This is a genomic window from Streptomyces sp. NPDC017056, assembly GCF_044332485.1.
Lineage (GTDB): Bacteria > Actinomycetota > Actinomycetes > Streptomycetales > Streptomycetaceae > Streptomyces.
In genome coordinates this window covers 35,529-55,119 of record NZ_JBIRPD010000008.1, presented here as the reverse complement: position 1 = coordinate 55,119, position 19,591 = coordinate 35,529, and the positions used below count along the sequence as shown (strand labels likewise).

General features: G+C 72.6%; 16 protein-coding genes and 1 pseudogene. 7 read left to right on the top strand and 10 right to left on the bottom strand.

Annotated elements, in window-relative coordinates; all coding sequences use genetic code 11:
• Positions 1–4: 4 nt before the first annotated feature.
• From rfbD to ACH4OW_RS16395, 3 genes are read right to left on the bottom strand one after another with little or no spacing between them, the layout of a single operon-like run.
• The gene (gene rfbD / locus ACH4OW_RS16405; protein ID WP_398028309.1) at positions 5–907 is read right to left on the bottom strand and encodes a dTDP-4-dehydrorhamnose reductase; all 903 of its coding nucleotides are present in this window, start codon (positions 905–907) and stop codon (positions 5–7) included.
• A gap of 58 nt (positions 908–965) precedes the next feature.
• On the bottom strand, positions 966–1,955 hold the full coding sequence (gene rfbB, locus ACH4OW_RS16400; protein ID WP_360140142.1) for a dTDP-glucose 4,6-dehydratase: 990 nt from the start codon (positions 1,953–1,955) through the stop codon (positions 966–968).
• A 48-nt stretch (positions 1,956–2,003) separates the two neighbouring features.
• On the bottom strand, positions 2,004–3,071 hold the full coding sequence (locus ACH4OW_RS16395; protein ID WP_360140140.1) for a glucose-1-phosphate thymidylyltransferase: 1,068 nt from the start codon (positions 3,069–3,071) through the stop codon (positions 2,004–2,006).
• Between the two features lie 728 nt (positions 3,072–3,799).
• Between ACH4OW_RS16395 and ACH4OW_RS16390 the strand changes: the two genes are divergently transcribed.
• Both ACH4OW_RS16390 and ACH4OW_RS16385 read left to right on the top strand, forming a co-directional pair.
• The gene (locus tag ACH4OW_RS16390; RefSeq protein WP_360140137.1) at positions 3,800–4,708 is read left to right on the top strand and encodes a ParB/RepB/Spo0J family partition protein; all 909 of its coding nucleotides are present in this window, start codon (positions 3,800–3,802) and stop codon (positions 4,706–4,708) included.
• Between the two features lie 12 nt (positions 4,709–4,720).
• Positions 4,721–5,515, top strand: coding sequence for a glucose-1-phosphate cytidylyltransferase (locus ACH4OW_RS16385; protein WP_360140134.1), 795 nt, complete (start codon positions 4,721–4,723; stop codon positions 5,513–5,515).
• Positions 5,516–5,586: 71 nt separating this feature from the next.
• Here ACH4OW_RS16385 and ACH4OW_RS16380 read toward each other — a convergent pair whose 3' ends face one another.
• Both ACH4OW_RS16380 and rfbC read right to left on the bottom strand, forming a co-directional pair.
• The gene (locus ACH4OW_RS16380) at positions 5,587–6,888 is read right to left on the bottom strand and encodes an NAD(P)H-dependent oxidoreductase (RefSeq protein WP_398028306.1); all 1,302 of its coding nucleotides are present in this window, start codon (positions 6,886–6,888) and stop codon (positions 5,587–5,589) included.
• Positions 6,885–7,433: a dTDP-4-dehydrorhamnose 3,5-epimerase gene (gene rfbC, locus ACH4OW_RS16375; protein WP_360140128.1), complete on the bottom strand. Its 549-nt coding sequence runs from the start codon at positions 7,431–7,433 to the stop codon at positions 6,885–6,887. The genes ACH4OW_RS16380 and rfbC overlap by 4 nt, the downstream gene beginning before the upstream one ends.
• A gap of 185 nt (positions 7,434–7,618) precedes the next feature.
• Between rfbC and ACH4OW_RS16370 the strand changes: the two genes are divergently transcribed.
• The 5 genes from ACH4OW_RS16370 (at position 7,619) to ACH4OW_RS16350 (ending at position 13,760) form a co-directional block, all read left to right on the top strand.
• The gene (locus tag ACH4OW_RS16370) at positions 7,619–9,394 is read left to right on the top strand and encodes an ABC transporter ATP-binding protein (protein WP_398028304.1); all 1,776 of its coding nucleotides are present in this window, start codon (positions 7,619–7,621) and stop codon (positions 9,392–9,394) included.
• Positions 9,391–11,133 carry an ABC transporter ATP-binding protein gene (locus tag ACH4OW_RS16365; RefSeq protein ID WP_398028302.1) on the top strand — a complete coding sequence of 581 codons (1,743 nt, stop codon included), beginning with the start codon at positions 9,391–9,393 and terminating at the stop codon, positions 11,131–11,133. The genes ACH4OW_RS16370 and ACH4OW_RS16365 overlap by 4 nt, the downstream gene beginning before the upstream one ends.
• Before the next feature lie 154 nt (positions 11,134–11,287).
• The gene (locus ACH4OW_RS16360) at positions 11,288–12,049 is read left to right on the top strand and encodes a methyltransferase domain-containing protein (protein ID WP_360140119.1); all 762 of its coding nucleotides are present in this window, start codon (positions 11,288–11,290) and stop codon (positions 12,047–12,049) included.
• Positions 12,050–12,111: 62 nt separating this feature from the next.
• Positions 12,112–12,768 carry a StsF protein gene (locus ACH4OW_RS16355; RefSeq protein WP_360140116.1) on the top strand — a complete coding sequence of 219 codons (657 nt, stop codon included), beginning with the start codon at positions 12,112–12,114 and terminating at the stop codon, positions 12,766–12,768.
• Positions 12,768–13,760, top strand: coding sequence for a phosphotransferase family protein (locus ACH4OW_RS16350; protein WP_398028299.1), 993 nt, complete (start codon positions 12,768–12,770; stop codon positions 13,758–13,760). Before ACH4OW_RS16355 ends, ACH4OW_RS16350 begins: the two co-directional genes overlap by 1 nt.
• 97 nt (positions 13,761–13,857) lie before the next feature.
• Here ACH4OW_RS16350 and ACH4OW_RS16345 read toward each other — a convergent pair whose 3' ends face one another.
• From ACH4OW_RS16345 to ACH4OW_RS16325, 5 genes and pseudogenes are all read right to left on the bottom strand, one after another.
• Positions 13,858–14,805, bottom strand: a complete 948-nt coding sequence (locus ACH4OW_RS16345) for an aldo/keto reductase (RefSeq protein ID WP_360140110.1) — start codon at positions 14,803–14,805, stop codon at positions 13,858–13,860.
• Positions 14,806–14,887: 82 nt separating this feature from the next.
• The gene (locus tag ACH4OW_RS16340) at positions 14,888–16,024 is read right to left on the bottom strand and encodes a DegT/DnrJ/EryC1/StrS family aminotransferase (RefSeq protein ID WP_398028296.1); all 1,137 of its coding nucleotides are present in this window, start codon (positions 16,022–16,024) and stop codon (positions 14,888–14,890) included.
• A gap of 167 nt (positions 16,025–16,191) precedes the next feature.
• The gene (locus ACH4OW_RS16335; RefSeq protein WP_398028294.1) at positions 16,192–17,586 is read right to left on the bottom strand and encodes an alkaline phosphatase; all 1,395 of its coding nucleotides are present in this window, start codon (positions 17,584–17,586) and stop codon (positions 16,192–16,194) included.
• Complete coding sequence (locus ACH4OW_RS16330; protein WP_398028292.1) at positions 17,583–18,698, bottom strand: Gfo/Idh/MocA family oxidoreductase; 1,116 nt, start codon at positions 18,696–18,698, stop codon at positions 17,583–17,585. The genes ACH4OW_RS16335 and ACH4OW_RS16330 overlap by 4 nt, the downstream gene beginning before the upstream one ends.
• 294 nt (positions 18,699–18,992) lie before the next feature.
• Positions 18,993–19,544 (bottom strand): annotated as a pseudogene (locus ACH4OW_RS16325) (class I SAM-dependent methyltransferase); the annotation flags it as partial.
• Positions 19,545–19,591 lie beyond the last annotated feature (47 nt).

The following is a 19,591-nucleotide window of genomic DNA, read 5'->3' as shown; positions in this document are numbered from 1 at the left end:
CGCCCTATGCGGCGGACCGGTCAACCGCCCGCCGCAGCGCGGGGAACGCCTCCGCCAGCGCGGCCCGCCACTCGCGCATCGGGCCGAGCCCGGCCTCCCGCCACCGCTCCTGGCCCAGCACGCTGAACGCGGGCCGCGCCGCCGGGCGGTCCAGTGACCTGGTGGTGGTCGGGCGGACCCGGCCGGGGTCGGCGCCGGACAGCCGGAACGTCTCCCGCGCCAGCGCGTACCAGGTGGTCTCCCCGCTGCTGACCGCGTGGTAGATGCCGGCGGGCGCGGTGCCCGCCAGCGCGCCGCCGCCCAGCGCCGCCAGCCGTTCGGCGAGGTCGGCGGTCCAGGTGGGCTGCCCGCGCTGGTCGTCGACGACCGGCACCGGGTCGCCGCCCGCCGCCAGCCTGATCATGGTGGAGACGAAGTTCGGGCTCCCGGCGCCGTAGAGCCAGGCGGTGCGCACCACGTAACCGGTCTCCGGCAGTTCCCCCAGCACGGCCTGCTCACCGGCCAGCTTGGTGCTGCCGTACACCGTCTGCGGGCCGGTCGGGTCGTCCTCGCGGTACGGCCGGCCGGCGTGCCCCGCGAAGACGTAGTCGGTGGACAGCTGGAGCAGCCGTACGCCGTGCCCGCGGCACGCCGCGGCGAGGTGTGCGGGCCCGTCACCGTTGACCCGCAGGGCCTCCGCCGGCCGGGTCTCCGCCGCGTCGACGGCCGTCCAGGCGGCGCAGTTGACCACGACGGCGGGCCGGTGCCGGGCGATGGCGGCCCGGGTGGCGGCGGCGTCCGTGACGTCCAGGGACCGGCGGCCGAGCGCGGCCACCGGGATGCCGCGGCGGGTGAGGAGGGCGGCCAGTTCGCGTCCGAGCATGCCGGACGCGCCGGTGATCAGCCAGGGCGCGTGGAGTGTCGGCACAGCGGTTCACCTCCGGATCGGCCCGCGCGGCCGAGTGCGGCGCGGGCTGCGGGCGGGTTCAGGTCGTCCGGGACCGGGCGGCCCGCAGCGGTTCCCACCAGGAGCGGTGGGTGCGGTACCACTCGACGGTGTCCGCCAGGCCGGTGGCCAGGTCCGTTTTGGGCGCGTAGCCGAGTTCCCGGCTGATCCTGCCGCTGTCGACGGAGTAGCGGCGGTCGTGGCCCTTGCGGTCCTCGACGTGCTCGACGCTGTCCCAGCCGGCGGAACAGGCGTCCAGCAGCAGGCCGACCAGCTCCTTGTTGCTCAGCTCGGTGCCGCCGCCGACGTTGTAGACCCGGCCCGCCCGGCCGCGGGTACGGACCGCTTCGATGGCCCGTACGTGGTCGTCCACGTGCAGCCAGTCCCTGACGTGCAGCCCGTCACCGTACAGAGGTGCCTTGCCGCCGTCCAGCAGCCGGGTGACGAACAGCGGGATGAGCTTCTCGGGGAACTGGTACGGGCCGTAGTTGTTGGAGCAACGGGTGATCCGGACGTCCAGGCCGTGGGTGCGGTGCTGCGCCATGGCCAGCAGGTCGGCCGACGCCTTCGAGGCGGAGTAGGGGCTGTTGGGCTGCAGCGGCTCGTCCTCGGTCCACGAGCCGTGCTCCAGGGAGCCGTAGACCTCGTCGGTCGACACCTGCACGAACGTGCGCGCCGCGTGCCGCAGCGCCGCGTCGAGCAGGGTCTGGGTGCCCTGCACGTTGGTCCGTACGAAGGCGGAGGCGTCGAGCAGGGAGCGGTCGACGTGGGACTCGGCGGCGAAGTGCACGACCTGGTCGTGCCGCGCCACGAGGTGGTCGACCAAGGGGGCGTCGCAGATGTCGCCGTGGACGAAGGACAGCCGGGGGCTGTCGCGCACCGGGGCGAGGTTGGCCGGGTTGCCCGCGTAGGTGAGGGCGTCCAGGACGGTGACCGCCACGTCGCCCGGCCCGTCCGGGCCGAGCAGGGTGCGTACGTAGTGGGAGCCGATGAAACCCGCTCCACCGGTGACGAGAAGGCGTGTGGTCATCGGGGCCGCTTTCTGGGAGGGAGGGGGGCTGCCGGGGAAGGACGGGGCTCAGGACGAGATCTGGGCCAGGCTGTGGTCGCCGAGGACGAGCCGGTGGGCGTGCGGTACGTGCGGGGCGGGCGTGACCTTGACGTGCCGGCCGATCAGGGACGCCTCGATGCGCCGTACGCCGGAGATGGAGGCGCCCTGGAGCACGATGGAGAACTCCACCTCGCTGTCCTCGATGCGGCAGCCGTCGGCGATGGAGGTGAAGGGCCCGACGTAGGAGTCGGCGACGACCGAGCCGGCGCCGATGACCACGGGCCCCACCACCCGCGAGCCCCGGATGGTGGCGCCCTCCTCGATCCGCACCCGCCCGATGATCTCGCTGGCCCCGTCCACCAGGCCGTCGCAGCGCGGCTCGACGGTCTCCAGGACCAGACGGTTGACCTCCAGCATGTCCGTGACGTTGCCGGTGTCCTTCCAGAAGCCGCTGATGAGGGTGGACCGCACGTCCCGGCCCTCGTCGATCAGCCACTGCACGGCGTGGGTGATCTCCAACTCGCCCCGCCAGGACGGCCGGATGGCGCGCACGGCCTCGTGGATGGCGGGGGAGAAGAGGTAGACGCCGACCAGCGCCAGGTCGCTCTTGGGACGGGCGGGTTTCTCCTCCAGGCCCCGCACCCGCCCGGCGGCGTCCAGCTCGGCGACGCCGAAGGCCCGGGGGTCGGCGACCCGGGTGAGGAGGAGGTGGGCGTCAGGCCGGGCCGTACGGAAATCCGCCACGAGTTCGTTGATGCCGCCCACCACGAAATTGTCGCCGAGGTACATGACGAAGTCCTCGTCGCCCAGGTAGTCCCGCGATATGCGGACGGCGTGCGCCAGCCCGAGCGGCGCCTCCTGGGCGATGTAGCTGACGTCCAGGCCGAATTTGGAGCCGTCTCCCACGGCCTCCTGGATCTTCTCCATCGTGTCGCCGACGACGATCCCCACCTCTTTTATCCCGGCGGCTGCGATGGCTTCCATGCCGTAGAAGAGAACGGGCTTGTTGGCCACCGGGACCAGCTGTTTGGCGGAAGTGTGGGTGATGGGCCGCAGGCGGGTTCCTGCGCCGCCTGCCAGAACGAGTGCTTTCACGGCGTTCTCCAAAGAGGTGTCGGACCCTGGGCGTGCCGTCTGCCGCGCGGGGTCGCCGTACCGTCCGCCGGCGGCGGAAAACAGTTGCTGCTTGGCGAGTTCTTTGCCTGCCCCAATTGTTACTTGAGGTGTGAGTGTGGCGGTTGTGACGCATGTGATGGCCGGAACGCTCCCCAGGGGCGAAGAGCACACGTAACGCTCCCACCAGGGGTTTTCCGGATCACCCGCAGTGCCGGTCGCCGCGCTGCGCCCAGGATGCCGCAGGCCGCGCCCCTCGAACACGCTGCCGATGGGCGAGTAAAAGACGTTTTAGCACTTTACTGAAAACTTAGCCGAGTGATAAGCATATGCCAGGGCGAAGGTCGGCGATGCCGTGGATGCGGGAACCGTATTCGCGGGCACCTGGGCTCGGGAGCGTAATTGTCCTTGGTGCGTGGCCGACACGAGGCTGCGTGCCCGGCGGAGTAGCACCTGGTTGGCAGTCAGGCGTGTGGTGACCGGAGGGGTGTGCGTTGGACGCTGTCTTTCTCGAAGATCCCGTTAAAGTGGAGGATCCCCCCGCCTTGGTCGGCCCGGCGGAATCCGGCGAAACGCCATCGCGTTTACCCGGTATCACAAGAGTGGCCATCAGCTCGCTCCTGCCATCCGATTCCCCTCGTTCGGCAGGCGAGAATCCGGAGCATATCCGCGCGCTGGCGGAATGCGGGGAGAACCTTCCTCCCATTGTCGTGCTGCGGTCCAGTATGCGCGTCATCGACGGCATGCACCGGCTGCGGGCCGCCGAATCGCGCGGCGCGACCGAGATCGACGTGCAATTCTTCGACGGCGAGGAGCGGGACGCCTTCGTCCTCGCCGTCGAGGCCAACATCGCGCACGGCCTGCCGCTCTCCCTGACCGACCGCAGGGCCGCCGCGGCCCGCATCATCACCACGCACCCGCAGTGGTCGGATCGGTCCATCGGCGCCGCGACCGGACTCTCCCCGAAGACGGTCGGCGCCGTCCGGGCGCGTTCAACCGAGGGAGTTCCACAGTCGAACGTCAGGATCGGGCGCGACGGCCGGGCCAGGCCGCTGGACTCGACGGAGGGCCGCAGGGTGGCCGACCGCCTCATGCGGGAGAACCCCGACGCCCCGCTGCGCCGGATCGCCGAGCAGGCCGGCGTGTCACTCGGTACGGTCTTCGACGTCCGCAAACGCCGCAGCCGCGGCGAGGAACCGGTCCCGCAACGCGGGCGCGCCGAACCGGAGACGGCCGGCGCCCCGGCCGCGCAGCCGCCCCGCCGCCCGGCGGAGCGGACGGAGAACCGGGTGCCCCGCGACCTGAAACTGCGCCAGCTCAGCCGGGACCCTTCGCTCCGGCTGACCGAGGACGGCCGGGCGCTGCTGCGCTGGCTGACCGTCGTCGCGGTGCGCAGCCAGGAGTGGGAGCGGCTGCTCGGCAGCGTCCCGCCGCACTGCGTGGGCGTCACCGCCGAGCTGGCCCGCGGCTGCGCCGAGACCTGGCAGCAGGTGGCGGAAGCGCTCGAACGGGCGGGCGTCGAAGCGGCGGCCGGCCCCGCGGCCCTCCCCGCGGCCGGGGCGCGGCTCACCCGGGTGCACGTGCCCGGCCGGGCGGGACGACCGGCAGACATCGGCTGAGAAGGGACGACAGTGAACTCGGACATTCCGGTGGTACTCCTGTGTGGCGGCTACGGCACCCGCATCAGGGAGGCCAGCGAACGGCTGCCCAAGGCCATGGTCGACATCGGCGGGCGCCCGATCCTGTGGCACATCATGAAGATCTACAGCCACTACGGCTTCCGGCGGTTCGTGCTGTGCCTCGGCTACAAGGGCTGGGCGATCAAACAGTTCTTCCTGGACTACCGGGCGCAGCTGTCGGACTTCACCATCGCGCTCACCGACGAGCACCGGCTGCACTTCCACGACGGCCGGGCCGACGAGAACTGGGAGATCACCTTCGCCGAGACGGGCCTGGACACCGCGACCGGTGCCCGGCTGCGGCGGATCCGGCACTACGTGGACACCGACGACTTCATGATGGGATACGGCGACGGGGTCGGGAACATCGACCTGACCGCCCTGGAGAAGGAACACCGCGACGGCGGACGGATCGGCACGGTCACCGGCATCCACCCGACGTCGAAGTTCGGCGAGATGGACGTCAGGGACAACGTGGTCCTGGAGTTCAACGAGAAGCCCACCCAGGTCACCGGCTTCGTCTCCGGCGGCTTCTTCATGTTCCGCCGGGAGTTCCTCGACACCTATCTGAGCGACGACCCGATGCTGTGGCTGGAGAGCGAGCCCTTGCAGCGCCTGGCCCGCGACCAGCAGCTCACCCTGCACGCCCACCACGACTTCTGGTGCGCCATGGACACCTACAAGGACTACCAGCACCTGAACGCGCTGTGGGCGGCGGGCAACGCGCCGTGGAAGGTGTGGGACTGACCGCGCCGGGCGCCGGCGCACACGGCCGCGCAGCAGGCACCGGGCCTGCTGCGCGGCCGTGTGCGTTCCGGTCAGGCGCCGGCCGGCCGGGCGGGGAAGAGCCTGTCCTGCTCGGCGCGGAGCGCGTCGACGAGCCGGCCCGGCGGCAGCGTCACGTCGTCGTAGGTCACCACGGAGTCCTTGGCGACGCCGCGCCGCAGGACGCAGCCTTCGGCCACGCCCATCGGGAGCAGGTGCTGCGCCCGCGTCCTCGCGTGGGTCTCGGCGACGCCGTACGTGTCGTAGCCGCCGAGGCCGTCCAGCGTCGTTCCGGCTGCCAGGTCGCGTTTGGCGGTGGCGACCACGTCCACCCGCGGGCCGGCGGGCGGGCTCAGCGCGGCGTCGGCGAAGTCCACGGCGCGAGCGATGGAGTTGGGCACCTCGAAGTGGCACAGGTGGTACGGCGCGTAGAAGCTGTACAGGGGGCCCTTGCCGAGCTTGTACAGCTCCAGGTAGTGCCGTTGCCGCGGACTGTCGTGGGTGCCCAGCACGTACACGCCCGGACCGGGTTTCGCGCCGACCACGTAGTCGACGACACCGCCGAGCGCGCGCAGCTCGTCGATGTCGTAGACCTCGGTCAGCTCGTCGACGTGCCCGGTGTGGTCGCGCCCGTACATGCCGCGCCGGCCGACGGTGAGGCCGAAGGCGTTGGCGACGATGGCCTGTTCGAAGGAGACCTTCGTGCCGTCGGCGAAGCTGGTGACCATGTTGACGTTCTGGCCCCAGCGCTCGGCGAAGGCGCGCTGGGTGGCGGGGGTGCGGTAGGCGTCCTGGAGGCCCTTGACGTTGCCCGCGACCAGCGGTGTCACGCCCAGGCCGCGCACGAAGCGCAGCAGGTTGGCCTGGACGGCGGGCTGGTCGCCGTCCGCGCCCGTCAGCACGGTGCCCGCGGCGCGGGCGCGGTGGGCCAGCAACGGGCCCACGGTGGCGTCCAGTTCGGCGTTCATCGTCACCACGGGCAGGTCCCGCTCGATGGCGGCGACGGTGACGTGGGCGCCGAACTCCACCGCGCCGGTGACGTCCACCAGGCAGTCGATGCCCTCGGCGGCGATCAGGGCGAACGCGTCCTCGGTCACCGCCGGGCGCCCGGTGGCGACCGCCGCCTCGATCTCCCGCACGGTGTCGGCCCTGACCGGCTTGCGGCCCGCCTCGGTGTAGCAGCGCTCGGCGTTGGCCACGGTGCGGTTGGCGACGGCGGCCAGCCGCATGCCGGGCACCGAGGCGATGATGTGGTCGGCCAGTCCGCGGCCCATGAAGCCGGCGCCGATCATGCCGACCCGGATCGGCCGCTCCTCCTGTGCGCGCCGGCGCAGCGCGGCGTCGACGACGATCATCGTGCTCCCAAGGGGGCTTCGGTCAGCAGCGGCCAGGCCGCGTCCTTGTCCGAGACCACCTCCACCGGGACCGGCCACGCCACGCCGAGGGCCGGGTCGTCCCACCGCAGCCCCCGCTCGGCGCCCGGGGTGTAGGCGGTGGAGACCTGGTACAGCGTCTCGGCGTCGTCGGTCAGCGTCAGGTAGGCGTGTGCGAAGTTGCGCGGGACGTGCATGGCGAGCCGGTTCTCGGCGGTCAGCGCGGCCCCGTAGTGCTGCAAGTAGGTGGGGGAGTCGGGCCGCAGGTCGACGATGACGTCGTAGACGGCACCCCGGGTGCAGCGGATCGTCTTCGCCTCGGCGTTCGGTGCGAGCTGGTAGTGGAAGCCGCGCAGGGTGCCCCTGCGGTGGTTGAACGACAGGTTGCACTGCTCGACCGCGGGTTCGAGTCCGGCCGCGGTGAACTCCTCGCGGCAGAACGCACGGGCGAAGAAGCCGCGGTCGTCTTCCAGGTGTTTCAGCTCGATCAGCGCGGCGCCGTCCAGCGGCGTGGCGTGAACTAACATGGGCGCTTCCCTGGTTTGTGTCGTTTCGTCACGGATGTCGCAGGCTAGGGCGGGCCCGGGTCCCCGGGCAACCAGGTGCCGGCGCCCTTCCCGTTTCCGCTGTTCACCACAGGTACGCGTGCGGCGGACGGCGCGAGAGGCAACCGAGTTGACGTTGTGTCCGGCGTGCTCGGTACTCTCACGCAATGCGCCCGTTACCCGTCGCAGACCCAGGAATTCCGGATATCCGCTCCGCCACGCGGTTCTTGCTGTGGCTCGCGGGCCGAATCGTCCGGCCGCTGAGCGCCGCCGCGTTCTGCGGCCTGCTCTGGCTCGGCTCGCAGGCGCTGGTGCCGGTGGTCGTGCGCGAGGCCATCGACGACGGTCTCGTACCGGGCGAGATGGGCGTGGTGCTCTCCTGGTCGGCGGTGCTGCTCGCCCTCGGCGTCGTGCAGGCGGTGTCCGGGACCATCCGGCGGCGCCTGAACATGCACAACGCGCTCTCGGCCGGGTTCCGCACCGTCCAGCTCGTCGTCGGGCACGCCGACCGGCTCGGCGCCTCCCTGGAGCGCAAGGTGGACGACGGGGAGCTGGTCAGCGTCGGCACCTCGGACATGACCACCATCGGCAACGCCTTCGACATCGTCGGCCGGGCCGTCGGCGCCCTGGTCTCCACGGTCCTGGTGGCCGCGGTGCTGCTCGGCCAGTCCCTGCCGCTCGGCATGCTCATCATCGTGGCGCTGCCCGCCATCATCCTCACCATGGGCTACACCCTGCGCCCCCTGCACCGCCGCCAGGGCGCCTACCGCGACTTCCAGGGCGAACTGACCTCCCGCCTCACCGACGTCGTCGCCGGGCTGCGCGTCCTGCGCGGCGTCGGCGGGGAGACCTCCTTCGCCCGCTCCTACCGCGAACGCTCGCAGCGGGTACGCGCCGCGGGCTCGCGGGTGGCCGGGGCCGAGGCCCTGATCAGGGGCGCGCAGGTCCTGCTGCCCGGCCTGCTGGTCGCCACCGTCACCTGGGTCGGCGCGCACGCCGCGCTCACGGGCACGGTGACCCCCGGCGAACTGGTGGCCTTCTACGCCTACGCCGCCTTCCTCGTCGAACCGCTGGGCATCTTCACCGAGACCGCCGACCGGTTCGCCCGCGCGCACGTCGCCGCGCGGCGCGCGGTCGCGGTGCTGCGCCTGCCGGTGGACTCCGTACCGCCCGAAGACCCGCGGCCGGTGCCCGACCGCGGCCAGGGACTCGTCGACGAGCACTCCGGCCTGGCCGTGACGCCCGGTGAACTGCTCGTCGTGGTCACACCCCCCGCCGAGGGCGCACGCCTGGCCGACCGCCTCGGCGGCTACACCAAGGACCCCGTCACCTACGGCGGCACCCTGCTCGCCGAACTGCCGCCCGAGGCGGTCCGGCGCCGCATCCTGGTGGCGGACAGCCGCTCCCGGCTCTTCCGCGGACCGCTGCGCGCCGCCCTGGACCCGCACGGGAACGCCGACGACGCCGCGATCGCCGCCGCACTGCGGGCGGCCGTCGCCGAGGACGTCGTCGAAGCCCTGCCCGACGGCCTGGACACCCCGGTCACCGCCGACGGGCGCCGCTTCTCCGGCGGCCAGCGGCAGCGCCTCGTCCTGGCCAGGGCCGTGCTCGCCGACCCGGACGTCCTGGTGGTCGTCGACCCCACCTCCGCGGTGGACGCGCACACCGAGAACGAGATCGGCCGGCGCCTGCGGGCCGCGCGGTCCGGCCGTACGACCGTGCTGATCAGCTCCAGCCCGCTGCTGCTCGACCAGGCGGACCGGGTCGCCTTCCTGCCCGGCGGCCGCGTCGCCGCGACGGGCACCCACCGCGACCTGCTGGCCGCCGACCCCGGCTACCGCCTGGTGATCCAGCGCGAGACCGGCGAGGAACTGCCCGGTCACCACGTCCCGGCCGGCAGCACGCCGGCCCCCCGTCCCGCCTCACGAGGGAGCGCCGAATGAGCCGGGCTTCGCTGCCGGTCGCCGGTACCGCCGAGGTCCGCGAGCACGGCCGTGCGCTCGCCCGCCGGCACGCCGCCGACCTGGTCTGGATGCTGGCCCTGCACGGACTCGCCGCCGTCTGCGGCCTGGTCGCCCCCTGGCTGATCGGCCGCCTCATCGACGAGGTCGTCCGCGGCACCACCGCGGCCACGGTCAACCAACTCGGCCTCGGCCTGCTGCTGTCGCTGGTCTCGCAGGCGGCGCTGACGTACTGGGCGGTGCAGCGCTCCTGCCGGTTCGGGGAGAAGGTCACCGCCGAGATCCGCGAGGACTTCGTCGACCGGGTCGTGGGCCTGCCCCTGCCCACGGTGGAGGACGCCGAGCCCGGCGACCTCATCACCCGGGCCTCCCGCGACACCGACGCACTGACCAACACCGTGCGCTACGGGGTGCCCGAAACCCTGATCGCGGTGCTGACCTGCGTGTTCACCTTCACCGCGCTGATGCTGGTCGGCCCGCTGACGGCACTGCCCAGCCTGGTGGTCATCCCGCTGCTGTGGGCCGGCACCCGCTGGTACCTGCGCCGCTCCGGCGCGGCCTACCGGCGGCGCGGGGCCAGTTACGTGGCGCTCGGCGACAGCCTCGCCGAGACGGTGCCGGGCGCCCGTACGGTCGAGGCGCTGGGCCTGCGCGCCTGGCGCCGCCGGGCCCTGGACCGCGACCTCGGCGAGGCGTACGAGGCCGAGCGCCACACCATGTGGCTGCGCAGCTCCTGGTACCTGCTGGTCGAGTTCAGCTATGTCGTGCCCGTCGTGGCGACACTGGCCGTCGGCGGGCTGCTGCACTCGCACGGCCTGGCCACGCTGGGACAGGTCGTCGCGGCCACCCTCTACGTCCGGCAGCTGATCTTCCCCCTGGACGACGTGCTCAGCTGGATGGACGAGCTGCAGATCGGCTCGGCCTCGCTCGCCCGCGTCCTGGGCGTCAGCAAGCTGCCCGCCGACCGGCGGCCCACCGGCGCCGTACCGGACGGCGAGAAGCTCACCGCCCGCGCGGTCACCTACTCCTACCTGCCGGGGCGCGACATCCTGCACGGCGTCGACCTGGACATCGCGCCGGGCGAGCGGCTGGCGGTCGTCGGCCCGTCCGGCTCCGGCAAGTCCACCCTCGGCAAGCTGCTCGCCGGCACCTACGAGCCGGGCTCCGGCACGGTCGAGCTGGGCGGCGTCCGGCTGGTCGAGCTGGGCACCGGCGAGCTGCGCGGCCGGATCGCGCTGGTCACCCAGGAACACCACATCTTCCGGGGCACGCTGCGGGAGAACCTCACCCTCGCCCGGCCCGCCGCCGGGGACGCGGAGGCCCGCAAGGCGCTGGAGGTGGTCGGCGCGGCGGGCTGGGCGGAAGCGCTGCCGGACGGGCTGGAGACGGTGGTGGGCTCCGCCGGGTACGAACTGACCGCGGCGCAGGCCCAGCAGGTCGCGCTGGCCCGGCTGCTGGTGGCCGACCCGCACACGCTGGTACTGGACGAGGCCACCGCGCTGCTGGACCCCGCGACCGCCCGGCACGCCGAACGCGCGCTCGCCGCGGTGATGGGGGGCCGTACCGTCATCGCCATCGCCCACCGCCTGCACACCGCGCGGGACGCCGACCGCATCGCGGTGGTCGAGGACGGCCGCATCTGCGAACTCGGCAGCCACGACGAACTGCTGGCCGCCGGCGGGGCCTATGCCGCGCTGTGGCGCACCTGGCACGGCGACTGAACGGCAGCCGGAGACGGCGCACGGGACGGGGACGAGGTGCCGCGAGGGAATTCTCCGAATTCCCGGAACGGGTCGAATTCCCGTCCTGATTGCGCGACTTCGCGGCCCGGTAACCGCATTGTGAACAAAGCTGCCGCGGTCCTAGCCTGAGGATATGGAACCGAGACAACCCCATGTCGATTGGGACAGCCTTTTCGGCGACGATTACGATCACTTCGACCTTCCCGACCTCACTCCCGAACTGAGTGCGCAGGAAGCGTCGGCCATGACCGAACTCGGCGGATTCGAGCCGGGCATGAAACTTCTCGACGCGCCCTGCGGACACGGCCGGCACGCCAACGTGCTGGCCTCCCGGGGCTTTTCCGTGGTCGGCATCGACCGGGACGAACGCTTCCTGGCCATGGCCGCCGACGAGGCCCGAACCATGGGCGTCGACGTCGATTACCGCCATCTCGACCTGCGGGAGATGACGTTCGACGCCGAATTCGACGCGGCGGTCTCCTGGTACAGCTCTTTCGGCTACTTCGACGACGCCACCGACCGGGACATCCTCTCCCGCTATCGCCGCGCCCTGCGCCCGGGCGGCCGGTTCCTGCTGGACATGCACTCCCCGTACCGGCACATCCCGAGCGTCCTGGCCAACCACGAGATGCACGTCGACGTGCTGCGGCGCGGCACCGACCTGGCGATCGACATCCAGGAACTGGACGCGGAAGCCAGCCGCTATTACGCGGAAAAGGTCACCATCCGCGAGGGCAAGGTGGAACGGGCCCGCTACAGCGTCCGCATGTTCACCGCGCCGGAAATCCTGGAGTGGTTCCGTACCGCCGGCTTCTCCGACGCCAAGGTTACGGACGAGCACGGCGGCACGTTCACCGTCAGCAGCCGCCGTCTGATGGTGCTCGGCACCGCCTGACCGGTCCGCCCGTCCGCCCATCCGAATGGGGAACTTCTGTGGTCGCCAATTCCGCCCGGCTCATGGCAACGCTCGACACGCTCAGCACCGCGGACGCCGATGCCGAAGCACTCCGCGCGCATTACCTCGCCCACCGGTGCGCACAGATCCCGCAGGTCGCCGACGTCACCGAACTGCGGGCCGCGGCACGCTCGGTGTACGAGCAGCTGCGCGACGAGCCCGTCGTGGACGCGCAGGAGCACACCGACGACGCCGGCACGCTGGGGTACGGCTTCCGGCTGCTGCGCATCGACGCCAAATCCGACTCACCGGCCCACACCGAACGCGTCACCGCGGTCTTCCGCGCGCACGGCCTCCTCGACTGGGCCGAGCGCACGGCCGCCGAACTGCTCCCGCTCGTCGACCGGATCACCGGCCGGAACCTGCACTACGAACGGGTGTTCCTGCTGGCCTACCGGGAGGGCGACTACATCGGCCCGCACGGCGCCGAGCACGACACCGACCTCGACCGCTTCAACCTCCAGTTCCCGCTGTGCTACGACACGGTCGGCTCGATGCGCATCCTGCGCCAGGGCTACCTGGAGCCCATGTACGACCGCGACGGCGACGCCCGGCTGCTCGGCCCGCGCATGTGGCACGAGGTGCCCCCGCTGCTGCGGCTGCCCGGCGGCCCCGACCCGCTGCGCCTGGTCGTCTCGCTCCGGCTGATGGCCCGGTAGTGCCCGGCGCCGCACAGGACGCCGCCGCCCGCGCCGCGGACACCGCAGCGGTGGCGGCGGAGGTCTTCCACCGTCACGGCATCGACTTCGCGGCCGCCCGCCGCGCCGGCGGCCGGACGAACGCCACCTGGCTGGGCGGCGGCCTCGCGGTACGGGTCGCGGGCGCCGCCGGCTCCGCCGATCTGCGGCGCGAGGCCCGGCTGTCCGCCGTGCTGCCGCCGGAGGTCGGCTACCCGCGCGTACTGGAGACCGGCACCACCCGGGGCCACCAGTGGGTGGCGATGGCCCGCATCGACGGGGTCGGCCTGGAGGACGCCTGGCCGGACCTGGACTGGGACCGGCGCATCACGGCGGTCCGGCAGCTCTGGGCCAGGGCCCGGGCCGCACACCGGGTCGACGCGGCCACCGCCGCGCCGCTGGCCCGCTCCCGCAACCCCTTCTACGCGCAGACGCCCGACGAGGCGGCGGAGAGCCTGCTGCGGCTGCACGCGGCGCAGGTGCTCACCGACCAGGAGCTCAAGCGCCTGAGCGACGCCCTCGACCGGTACTGGGCCGCGCTGCCGGGTGCCCCGCGCGTGCTGAACCACGGCGACTTCTCCCCGGTCAACGCCCTGTGGAACGGGTCGGAGGTGGTGTCGCTGCTCGACTTCGAGTTCGCGGTCGTCGCCCCCGTACAGCTCGACCTCAACGAACTGATCAAGATCGCCTACGCGCCGCCGGAACCCGGTACGGCACCGGGCCCGGCGGACGAGGCGGGCCGCCGCCGGCTCCAGGAAGCGGTCACCGGCCTCGCCCGCCCCTTCCTGCGCACGGAGGCGGACATCGCCCTGCTGATGGGGCACTCCATCCAGTTGGAGACCTGGGGCCTGGAACGGGAACTGGCCAAGCCCGGCCGGGAAGCGTACGCGCAGTGGGAGCCGTACCGGATGCTCGTCGCGGCGGCGCACACCGACGGCGGCTACTACGCGCCCCTGCTGGAGGCGCTGAACTGACGACACGGCACACGCGACACGCAACAAGCGCAAGGCGGCACAGCGAGGACCACCGCTGTGCCGCCTTTCCGCTGTCATCGGCCGCGGGGCGGCCCCGTCACACTCCGGGCAGCGTGCCGGTGCCGTGCTCCAGCCACTCGCGCTCGGCCTCGCTGAGGGTGTACGCCGTCGCGGCGAGCGAATCGCGCACCTCCGCCACCTGCCGCGGCCCGATCAGCGGGGCGACCGGGAACGGCTGGGACCGCGTCCAGGCCAGGGCCAGCCCCGTCGCCGAGACGCCCTTGCTGTCGGCGAGGACCCGGGTGCGCCGCACCCGCTCCGCGTTGGTCTCGCTGTACCAGGACTCCGCGAGCGGCCCGGTGCGCAGCTCGTCCGGGTCGTCGAGAGCGTGCGCCCCGCGGCCCTGGCTCGCCCACGGGTAGAGGCAGACCTCCTCCTCGGCGAGCCAGGCGCGCCACTGCGGGTCGTTGGCCGTCACGGTCCCCGGGTAGATCGGGTGCACCATGTCGATCAGGCTGAACTGGTTGCTCACCCCGGCAGGGGCGGGCAGCGCGTGGGCCCGCGCGTACGCCACGGCCTCCTTGACCCGCTCCAGCGGCCAGTTCGACATGCCGTAGGCACCGATCAGCCCGCGCTTGACCAGGTCGGAGAGGACGGAGACGAACTCGCCCACCGGCACGTCGGGGTTGTCCCGGTGCAGCATGTAGAGCGCGGCGCTGCCGCGCCCCATGCGCTCGAAACTCTCGTTGAGCTGGCCTTCGACCCGGTCGGGCAGGCACTCGGGCGTGTGCGCGCCCTTGGCGAGGACCCACACCTCGTCCTGGACACCGCGGGACGTGGCCCATGCGCCGAAGGCGCGCTCGCAGCAGCCGGGCCCGTAGGCGTGCCCGTACAGCCAGGCGGTGTCGAAGGCCCGGCCACCGCCTTCCCAGTAGGCGTCGTAGACGGGGAAGGCGCGTTCGTTCTGACCGAAGGCGGAGGTGCCGAGCACGGTACGGGGCCGGCCGGCGTCGTCGTGCGGGACGGGGGCGGGGGCGGGGGACATGCGCTCTCCTGACGTCGGTGGAAGAAGGAAGGGCGCCGCGCCGGGCGGGGGCGGTCGCACCGCCCGGCGCGGCGGCCGTACGTCACGCGGTGACGGCCCGGCGCACCTCGTCCGCGATGTGGTCGAGGTGCTTCTCGCCGAGCCCCGGGTGGGAGGGCAGCGCCAGCAGCTCCTGGGACAGCCGCTCGGCGACCGGCAGGGACACGCCCTGGTGCTCGGCGAACGCGGGCTGGCGGTGCAGCGGGAAGGGGTAACGAAGCAGCACCGGTACGCCGCGCGAGCGCAGCGTCGCCGCGACCTCGGCGGCCGGGGCGCGGCCGCCGCCCGGCGCCACGCGCACCACGTACTTCCAGAACGCGTGCACGGTGTTCTCCGGCTCCACCGGCAGCTCCAGCCCGTCGATGCCGCCCAGCCGCTCCGTCAGGTACGCGGCGTTGTGCCGGCGGGCCTCCACCATGGCGTCCAGGCGCTTGTGCTGGGCATGGCCGACCGCCGCCTGCACGCTCGTGAGCCGGTAGTTGTAACCCACCTCGTGCGCCCAGATGAGCCCGGGACGGCCCTCGATGGGACCTTCGCCATGGCTGCGCAGCCGCCGCACCCGCTCGGCGTAGGCCGGGTTGTTCGTCAGGACGGCGCCGCCCTCGCCGCCGGAGGTGATGACCTTCTGCTCGAAGAGGCTGACGCAGGCGAGGTCACCGAAGCCGCCGACCGGACGCCCGCCGATACGGGTGCCGAGCGCCTGCGCCATGTCCTCGATCACCGGGACGCCCGCCTCGGCGCCCAGCGCGCTCAGCGCCTCCATGTCGGCGGCACACCCGTTGATGTGGACGACCACGATGGCCTTCGTGCGCTCGGTGAGCAGCGCCTTGACCGAGTCGGGATCCAGGCAGTGGGTGTCGGGGGTGACATCGGCGAAGACCGGGCGCGCGCCGAGGTAGGTGACGGGGCTGGCGGAGCCGATGAAGGTATGGGTCGGCACGATCACCTCGTCGCCGGGACCGACGTCGAGGGCGTGCAGCGCCAAGTGCACGGCGGCGGTGCCGGTGGACACCGCGACGGCGTGCTCGACGCCCTGTCCGGCCGCCAGCGCCGCCTCGAAGTCCGTGACGACGCTGTTCCCCAGGCCGACCAGACGGTTGGAGCGCAGCGCCGCGACCGCTGCTTCGATGTCCTCGTCGGAGAGCTGGGGCCACCGGGGCAATTCTATGGAAGAACTCAACGCTTTACACCCTTCATTTCCATGGAGGCTGTGCCGGAATGGCGGAGGTCCGCTTCCGGTGGACCATGCTGGATTGGGCCCGGAAATTCTTCAACCTGCGCCGACCGTGCACGAATTGGCCGCACCGGAACCGCGGACCGGAAATTCGTCTTTCCCGCGCGCTGCGCTTATTCTCTCCGCAGGCCGAGGGCGGCGCGTACGGTCCCGAAGAGTGCGGTGTTGTCGTGGACACCCTGCACGCGGTGCGCCTGCGGCCCTTGCGCGGCGACGCGGACCTGAACACCGGTGTGCTCCTGCACGTCGTCGGTCGCGTTGGTCGCGTAGCCGACGTGCATCGGGCTGCCCTCGTCGGTGACGAGGGTGGCGGACAGGCCCGGCGGGCGGGCGTCGGTGGGGATGATCTGGCTGGCGTGGCCGTGGTCGGCGGTCACGATGACGAGCGTACGGGGGTGCCCGGCCGCGAACTCCAGCGCCGCGGCGACCGCCCGGTCGAAGGCGGCGGTCTCGCCGATCTGGCCGCAGGGGTCGGCATCGTGGTCCTTGTCGTCGATGGAGGCCCCTTCGACCTGGAGGAAGAACCCCTTGCCCTTCTTAGCCCCCGTACCGGCCGGCCCGCCGTCGGCGACACCACGCCCCGCGGTGAGCAGCCGCAGGGCGGCGCGGGTGGACTCCGCCAGATCGGGTGTGCCGGCCGGACGCGCGGCGTTGCGGGCGCAACGCTGGGGAGCCGTGCCACCGACGGCCGCGGGCCGGCCGCTCCACTCCACCGGTACGGACTCGTCCGCGAACAGCCCCAGCACCGGCTTCCCGGGCCGCGCCGCCGCCAGTTCTGCGCGGTCGCGTACCACCTGATAACCGCTTGCGCGAGCCTGCTGGAGGACCGTACGGCCCTGGTGCGGCCCCTGCGCGATGGTCTGCCCGAAGACCCCGGCCCCACCGCCGAGCAACACGTCAGGGCGGCGCGCGACGCTCTGCTCGGCTATCGACCCCGCGCCGCCGCGGGCGAGGGTGTCGGTGGGGCACTCGGCCATGTCGGCCGGCCCTTTGCAACTGCGGTCGGTGACATGGGCGGTCAGGGCGGCGGGCGTGGCGTCGGTGACCGAGGCGGTGGTGACGCTTCCGGTCGCATGGCCCTGGCGCTGGGCGAGCTCCAGCAGCGTGGGCAGCGGCCGGTCGGTGTCCGGCGTCTTGGAGACGCGGCCGTTGACGGTCTTGCGGCCGGTGGCCCAGGCGGTGGCGCCGGCGGCCGAGTCGGTGACGTAGTCGGGGCGGCCGTGCTCGTCCACGGACGAGGTCAGGGACGCGCCGGTCACCGGCAGCCGGTCCATGGCCAGCCGGCCCGTGGCGCCCACGGTGTAGTTGCGGGCGAGGGTGATCTCCGAGTCGCCCATGCCGTCCCCGATGAGCAGGATGACGTTGGTGGGGTCGTCCGCCCCGTGCGCCGCGCGGGCGGGAGCGGGGGAAGGGGCGGGCACGGTCAACAGGGTGGTCAGGACGGCCGCGCACGCGATCAGGCCGCGCCGCCGCGAGGTGTGGGACGAACGCACTGCCGTGGTGGTCATCGGTGCCGGCTCCCTGTCGTTCCGTTCGCGTGTCCGCCGCCGACGGCGACGTACGAGAGGCCGGTCCCGGAGGAGAGGGCGACCCGGGCACCGCCGCGCGCTGAGCGCCCGGCGGCGTCGGCCACCTCCTGGGCCAGCAGCGCTTCCTGCACGGTGCACACGCTGCGGCCGCCGTGCGCGGCCATCTGGAGGAAGGCGCGCATCTCGGCCCGGTAGGCGCCCCGGAACCGGTCGGTGAAATCCGTGAAGGCGGACTGCGGCGCCGGTCCGGCGGCGGCCCCTGCACCGGTCGTACGCACCAGCCGCAGCGGAGTGCGGTCACCGAGCCCCACGGACACGGAGCCCAGCGTGCCGAGGACCTCGACGCGGTGGTCGTAGCCGTGCGGATCGAGACGGGAGGCCGTGAGCACGGCCCGGGCGCCGTCGGCCAGGGTGAGCACGGCGGTCGCCACGTCGTACCCGCCGTCCTGGCCACCCGCACCGCCGGAGACGGCACCGGCATCACCCAGGCGCCGCACACCGTCGGCCTGCACGGCCACGACCGCCTGCCCGGTCAGCCACTGCACCGCGTCCATGTCGTGGATGAGGCAGTCGGTGAAGATGTCTCCGGCGCCCTGCTCGTACCCGGCGGCAGGCGGCGCGTGGTCGAAGGCCGTACAGCGCACCATCAGGATCCGCCCCAGCCGACCGGACGTGACCTCTTCCCGCAGCAGTTGGTACTCGGGATCGCACCGGCGCTGGAAACCCACGTGGATCCGGGCCCCGGACAAGGCCGCGGCGAGTTCCCGCGCCTGCTCCACCCCCGCTGCCAGCGGCTTCTCGCAGAACACCGGCAGTCCGGCACGCGCCGCCGCCAGCAGCGGCCCGCTGCGCCGGGTGGCCGGCGTCGCGACCACCAAGGCGTCCGACGAGCCGACGAGTTCGTCGAGCGAGTGCCGCACCGTGACCCCGCCGGTGCACGGCCCGGCGGGACCTCCGAGCGTCCGGGCCAGCCGCTCGGCGGCACCGGCGTCGGCGTCGTAAACGGACAGGGACACCCCGTCGGCGAGCTCCGCCAGCGCACGGGCATGCACCTGCCCCATCCGCCCGGCCCCGACGATCCCCACCCTCATCGGCGGGATCCCGGTGCGTACGGCACGGCGTGCGCACGCCGGCATGCGTGGTGAACGGGCATGAGAGAACACCCCCAGATACGAACGCGAACGCGGCCCCGGACCGGGACCGCGGATATGGGAGCCGAAGGTACCCAGCGCTCCGCATCCGCGACCAGCACGTTCTGCCCAACGAAGCGTTCAGGAAGGCGGGTTGCGCTTTCGCCGCACGCGTGCCATAGTGCCCGCCCCTATGCGGTGGTGAGGAGCAAGGCGGCGTTCCGGGCCCAAAACCCGCGGACCCAGCCGCTGTCCCTACGCCGGGTCCCTCCTTCGGAGCACGGCGTACCGAGCCGACCAGTCCGCCACCCCCGCCCGCCGGCCGAAAGCAGCGACGCGAAGATCGAGCACGGTGAACCACGCGGCGACTGTGTCGCGGAAAGTCTCCTCCGTGGTCCAGGACGGTCCACAGGACTGGTCCAGGGCGTCTTCTTCGCCGAGTGCGGCGGCCCCGATGTGCACCCACAGTCCGCCGGGCCGGCACACCCGGGCCATCGCCGCGGCGAACGTCCGACGCTCACGGTCAGTGGGGCAGGTGTGCAGTACGCCGCGATCGAGGACCACCGGGAACGGGTCCAAGGGCGAGTGGCCGGTGACGTCCAGGACCTCGTACCGCACCGCCGAACCGGCCGGTGTGCGGCGCCGGGCCTCTTGGATCGCCTGGGCTGAGAAGTCGCATGCCGTCACGGTGTAGGAGCGGTTGGCGAACCACCGCGCGGTAATGCCGAGTCCGCAGCCGACATCCAGCACGCGGGCCGGGGGCGGAGCGTACTCGGCGAGGAGTTCGCCGAGCACTGGCGGCGGTTCCTCGTCCCATCCGGCGGCCGTGGAAACCTAAGTGCGGTCCCATCCAG

What these genes read in the sequence shown, in the direction of transcription:
- ACH4OW_RS16370 (WP_398028304.1), top strand. Translation starts at nt 7,619, where the DNA reads ATGCGCCCGTTACCCGTCGCAGACCCAGGAATTCCGGATATCCGCTCC.
- ACH4OW_RS16355 (WP_360140116.1), top strand. Translation starts at nt 12,112, where the DNA reads ATGGCAACGCTCGACACGCTCAGCACCGCGGACGCCGATGCCGAAGCA.
- ACH4OW_RS16330 (WP_398028292.1), bottom strand. Translation starts at nt 18,698, where the DNA reads ATGAGGGTGGGGATCGTCGGGGCCGGGCGGATGGGGCAGGTGCATGCC.
- ACH4OW_RS16345 (WP_360140110.1), bottom strand. Translation starts at nt 14,805, where the DNA reads ATGTCCCCCGCCCCCGCCCCCGTCCCGCACGACGACGCCGGCCGGCCC.
- rfbC (WP_360140128.1), bottom strand. Translation starts at nt 7,433, where the DNA reads ATGTTAGTTCACGCCACGCCGCTGGACGGCGCCGCGCTGATCGAGCTG.
- ACH4OW_RS16360 (WP_360140119.1), top strand. Translation starts at nt 11,288, where the DNA reads ATGGAACCGAGACAACCCCATGTCGATTGGGACAGCCTTTTCGGCGAC.
- ACH4OW_RS16335 (WP_398028294.1), bottom strand. Translation starts at nt 17,586, where the DNA reads ATGACCACCACGGCAGTGCGTTCGTCCCACACCTCGCGGCGGCGCGGC.
- rfbB (WP_360140142.1), bottom strand. Translation starts at nt 1,955, where the DNA reads ATGACCACACGCCTTCTCGTCACCGGTGGAGCGGGTTTCATCGGCTCC.
- ACH4OW_RS16365 (WP_398028302.1), top strand. Translation starts at nt 9,391, where the DNA reads ATGAGCCGGGCTTCGCTGCCGGTCGCCGGTACCGCCGAGGTCCGCGAG.
- ACH4OW_RS16380 (WP_398028306.1), bottom strand. Translation starts at nt 6,888, where the DNA reads ATGATCGTCGTCGACGCCGCGCTGCGCCGGCGCGCACAGGAGGAGCGG.